Origin of the sequence: Dysgonomonas sp. GY75 (assembly GCF_015234155.1) — a bacterium.
GTDB classification, from domain to species: domain Bacteria; phylum Bacteroidota; class Bacteroidia; order Bacteroidales; family Dysgonomonadaceae; genus Dysgonomonas; species Dysgonomonas gadei.
Genome location: NZ_JADCLQ010000015.1, coordinates 1 through 4,087, shown reverse-complemented (window position 1 = coordinate 4,087; position 4,087 = coordinate 1). Strand labels below are relative to the sequence as shown.

7 protein-coding genes and 1 pseudogene are annotated in these 4,087 nt (G+C 37.0%); 1 reads left to right on the top strand and 7 read right to left on the bottom strand.

Annotation, left to right across the window (positions count from 1 at the left end; all coding sequences use genetic code 11):
- From IR083_RS09110 to IR083_RS09080, 7 genes and pseudogenes are all read right to left on the bottom strand, one after another.
- Positions 1-282 (bottom strand): annotated as a pseudogene (locus IR083_RS09110) (hypothetical protein); the annotation flags it as partial.
- A 12-nt stretch (positions 283-294) separates the two neighbouring features.
- On the bottom strand, positions 295-711 hold the full coding sequence (locus IR083_RS09105) for a PcfK-like family protein (protein ID WP_194224057.1): 417 nt from the start codon (positions 709-711) through the stop codon (positions 295-297).
- A 13-nt stretch (positions 712-724) separates the two neighbouring features.
- Complete coding sequence (locus tag IR083_RS09100) at positions 725-874, bottom strand: hypothetical protein (protein ID WP_194222783.1); 150 nt, start codon at positions 872-874, stop codon at positions 725-727.
- Between the two features lie 63 nt (positions 875-937).
- Complete coding sequence (locus IR083_RS09095) at positions 938-1,939, bottom strand: fusion protein (RefSeq protein ID WP_194224056.1); 1,002 nt, start codon at positions 1,937-1,939, stop codon at positions 938-940.
- An 8-nt stretch (positions 1,940-1,947) separates the two neighbouring features.
- Complete coding sequence (locus IR083_RS09090; protein WP_194224055.1) at positions 1,948-2,436, bottom strand: SLOG family protein; 489 nt, start codon at positions 2,434-2,436, stop codon at positions 1,948-1,950.
- 23 nt (positions 2,437-2,459) lie between these two features.
- Positions 2,460-2,975 carry a hypothetical protein gene (locus tag IR083_RS09085; protein WP_194224054.1) on the bottom strand — a complete coding sequence of 172 codons (516 nt, stop codon included), beginning with the start codon at positions 2,973-2,975 and terminating at the stop codon, positions 2,460-2,462.
- A gap of 11 nt (positions 2,976-2,986) precedes the next feature.
- Positions 2,987-3,235, bottom strand: a complete 249-nt coding sequence (locus IR083_RS09080; protein ID WP_194224053.1) for a hypothetical protein — start codon at positions 3,233-3,235, stop codon at positions 2,987-2,989.
- A 636-nt stretch (positions 3,236-3,871) separates the two neighbouring features.
- Here IR083_RS09080 and IR083_RS24470 point away from each other — a divergent pair.
- On the top strand, positions 3,872-4,087 hold a 216-nt coding region (locus IR083_RS24470; RefSeq protein WP_206759858.1), incomplete at its 3' end, for a hypothetical protein.

Below are 4,087 nucleotides of genomic sequence, written 5' to 3'. Positions count from 1 at the left end.
GGTAACAACGCACAGGAATTCATAATCCAAAAAAGTACGCCTGCGTGTTTCCTCTACTTTTAATTTTAGCTTGCAATTAGGACAGGTGCAATGTTCGGCTGTTATATCCTCATCTGTCCAACGGTGTCCGCAATCCAAACAGGTAATAATGCCTTTCTTAGTTTTATGGGCAATATGCTCAATGCAATGCTTATAGCCCCAATCGACTTGTACTCCTGTCAGTTTAGGCAGGGTTTTACTCGCTTCGACTACTTGCTGTTGAAATTTATTCTTCGGTTTCATAAGGATACAGTTTTAAAAATCAAATAAACTTGGTTGTTGTGGAATAAGAGATACCTTTTTTGCTTTCTTTACAGGCTGTCTCATTTTGTTATAGGCTTCGTTGTGTACCCGCTCTATGGCTTCTTTGCGTGCCTGTTCTTTTTCTTCTTCTGTCAGTTGTACTACATGGTTTACAACCACATGACAGTTGACAGGGTTGCCTGCTTCAATATTATCCGTTGTATAGTAATACGCTGCCATTGAGAAAATTTCTTCGTCCGTAAAGCCGTTGCAACCGCTCTTTTGTACCGTATTAAGGATATATGCTATGCACTGGTCAATACCTTTGTTCTCTTTAGTAGTATATGCCCATTCGAACTGCGGATCGCTTGCTGCACGTTGTTCTAAATAGGCTTGTATGGTATTTTTGAAATGATTCGTTGATTTCATAATTTTATGCTGTTTATCTGTGAATATCATGTACTTGTACGAGCAATAAGTCACCGTACCATTTCTCTTGTATCTTTCCACTTTTGATCTGATCATATATGATCTTTATATCTTCTTCATTTCCAGAATAAAGAGTTCCTTTGTTATCTATTATTCTCCACATATTGTAATTTGATTTATGGGGCAGGAGTTTCTGCCCCTTGTTATACTTTCGTTTTACTATTTTCTATTTATCCAGATTGATAATATTTTGCAGTTCCTCTCGCTTGCTCTTTTGGAATATCCACCCTGCTTGCTTTTCTCCTTTATGGCTCAGTCTCGGATTGAATTTTCCGCCCATCGCTTTAAGCAGGTCTTTAATTTCTTTGGTATCTCCGAAAAGGACGATTGCTTTCTCGGAATAATCAACTATTTCAAAAGATAGATTACCTGTGTTTACCTGTTCTGTGGTCGTCTGTTCGTCTGCCTGTTTGCTACCCAAGTGTATGCCATCGGGACACCCTGCGGCATAGGCAAAATCTTCGATTGTTTTTTCCCTCGTGTAAATAGGGCATTTTTCGATTATCCAACCGTGATACTTACTTTCTCCTAAATAGTACCCTGCACCCATCAAGTATTTTTCCCTGTGTTCGTATTTTTCATTGTATTCCGCTAAGTAGGCAGTTTCTTTGAAATTGGATGCGTGTTTACGCATTTCGGAAAAGATGTCTCTTTTGTGCTTGGAAAAGCCTAGAATGACGGTGTATTGTGTACGGCTTGCAAAGTAATCGCTTTGGCTGTCGCTCTCGTCCTGTTTCAATCGGGCAACAATTAGTGCTTGTACATCATTAGGCAGATTCTCCTGTAACCACTTGCGACCGATTACCCTTACAGCTTCCTTGCGTTCATTTTCTTTCCGTTCCGCATCCCTTTTTGAATCCCGTTTTTCCTTTGCTTTGGCATAGAGTTCTGCAACCTCTGCTTCGGGCATAAACTCGATATTGTTTTCATCGTAATACATCCCGATACCAAACTTTTGGCTCAACGGTTTAATGATTCTTGACTGTTGCATATTAAGGGTGCGGAGGTTTATCAAATGGTATTGGTAGCCGTAATCGTTGTGTATAATCTTGTGGATTACATAACGGTCATTACTGTAGCCTTCCATCTGAACGACTTGGTTTACTTCTACTACTTGTTGCTCTGTATCGGTTGTTGTTCCTGCGAATAATGAATATAATTTTGTCATGGCTTTTGTTATTTATATAGGTTAATAATTGGAATGTTGCTTTCTTGTGCCTTGCGGATGGTATAGCCTGTGCCACTCTTGGTTATTTGGGCATAGTAGGCTATTACTAAAGAGCATTTTTCGAGCATGTAGTCGTTACGGCGAAGAAAACAGCCATCAAAATAATGAGAGGATAACAGGATATTCGATGTTACTTTATCGGCAATATGGATATACCGCCGTTTGCTTTCTTCTCTGAAATACAAATGATGCCCTGTATAGGGAACAGCACAGAACAACTGTATATCGGTGTATTCTTTCTCTAATTCAAGAACAATTTCTGCTGCCAATAAATCAAATCCGACTGCACCTCCTGTAATGAATGTAGTATAGCCATTGTGGTACTGTTCCCGAATGATACGTGTTAATTCATCCCTCAATAGACTATTATCTGTATTGATATAACGATGACCTGTAAATGCTGCTGTCTTTGATTTATCTATATATACTGTTTTCATAATGATTCAATTTTAGTGCGTGATTAATCTATTCTTATGTATCTTTTCAGTCTGTTAGAAAACCTTTGCTCATAGTCTTTTATCGCTTGCTTTAGCTTCTTGTATTCTTCGACTTCCTTATCATAGTTGAATGATATATCGTTCAGAATCGCTGTAATTTCGCTTATCAGGTAGTTTATTTCTTCGTTAATGGTTTCAATGGTCTTGACACTATCCAATCGTTTGTTATCATCTGTTGAGATTGTAAATTCATAATTGGACTTATCTATGTTGCCGTTGCCCGGTGTATTCTCGCTTTTGTACATCCTTGTCAGGCTGTCGACACTAATGTTGATCGTGTTACCCGACAAGCTGACAAAGACATCTTTTATAACCTCCTTTGCCGATTTTACCAACTTGACGTTTACCACTTTACCATCATACTGGGCAATTATGGGTTTGATGGCTTTTAATGCTGTCACAAATAATTGATATACCCTTTCCTGCTGTTGGTACTTGGCTGTAAATTCTTTTTTTCTGTATGGTTCTGTGTAATACATATCTGCTGATTTTAAAGGATGAATAATGCGGTCAATGAAATAAGGAGAAGTAGAAAGATGGTAGAGAGTATCAATTTGATAATCAGCTTTATTATTCGCCATATCAGACGGAATAGAAGATAAAAGGCAAAGAGTGCCACCACCCACCCGAAAGACACAGCCCACACAAGGACACCTGCCAACGCTACCACCAACACCAATTTTATGCTAGATGGAAAGTAGGAAATATTGTTTTCTTTATTTTTTTCTGTTCTTCTCATAATCATCGACTTTTTTTTTATGCCGGGACGGAGCCAGTGAGGTTTCTATTGTTTTACAGGCGGCAAAAGGTCAGATTGGCGGTATGACAAAATTTTTGGGGAATAAATACGCTCGCCTGGAGGGAAAGAGGAAGATTTTTCACAAAACCCGTCAGGGCTTGAATTTTAGTTGTACCGGGAATATGAAATACCTTTGCCTATGAAAAATAGAAATCTCTACTGGCCTGTTTCGAGCCTAATGAGGAGATGGTTATTAGAGAAGGGCGGAAAAAATGGCTGTGAAACAAGCGGCTCAGTTTCACGGCATCATTAAATATACAAAAAGCATTATTAACTCTCATTAATAGATCGTACACTATAAAATATAGCACATTAAATACAGCTTTCAGCCAAGCTTCTTCAAAGATTTTATAATGGATTTCAAATATTTACCCATGTTTTTTTTTAAATTAGCCAGTTATCAATATTGTTAAAATAAAAAATATTCACTTCCTTTGATAGTGAATATTTTTAACAATATGTGCTATTGTGAATTGAAAGAATAAGGTAAGGTTCATTATAGTATATATGAAAAAGAATGTCTTTTGTATTAAAAACGAATAACTGATAACTATTTATTATCCTACCTCAATCTACATGAATAAATATGCTAATAGAGATAAAGAGTATTATAAATTCACCTCTTCAATAGAAAAGAATAACATCATTATGATCAAGGCTAATAAAGCTTGTGGCATAACATCTTTTCTCAAAGAGAAAATAAAATTTCACAACTTAAATCTTGTTATTTATGTGGATGCTTCTTCTAGTGAATCATTGACTCAAAGAGTATTGTCTGTTCTAATGAAAAAT

Bases quoted from the DNA above. Each gene is read 5' to 3' on its own strand.
- IR083_RS09095 (WP_194224056.1), bottom strand. From the start codon at position 1,939: ATGACAAAATTATATTCATTATTCGCAGGAACAACAACCGATACAGAG.
- IR083_RS09090 (WP_194224055.1), bottom strand. From the start codon at position 2,436: ATGAAAACAGTATATATAGATAAATCAAAGACAGCAGCATTTACAGGT.
- IR083_RS09100 (WP_194222783.1), bottom strand. From the start codon at position 874: ATGTGGAGAATAATAGATAACAAAGGAACTCTTTATTCTGGAAATGAA.
- IR083_RS09085 (WP_194224054.1), bottom strand. From the start codon at position 2,975: ATGTATTACACAGAACCATACAGAAAAAAAGAATTTACAGCCAAGTAC.
- IR083_RS09080 (WP_194224053.1), bottom strand. From the start codon at position 3,235: ATGAGAAGAACAGAAAAAAATAAAGAAAACAATATTTCCTACTTTCCA.
- IR083_RS09105 (WP_194224057.1), bottom strand. From the start codon at position 711: ATGAAATCAACGAATCATTTCAAAAATACCATACAAGCCTATTTAGAA.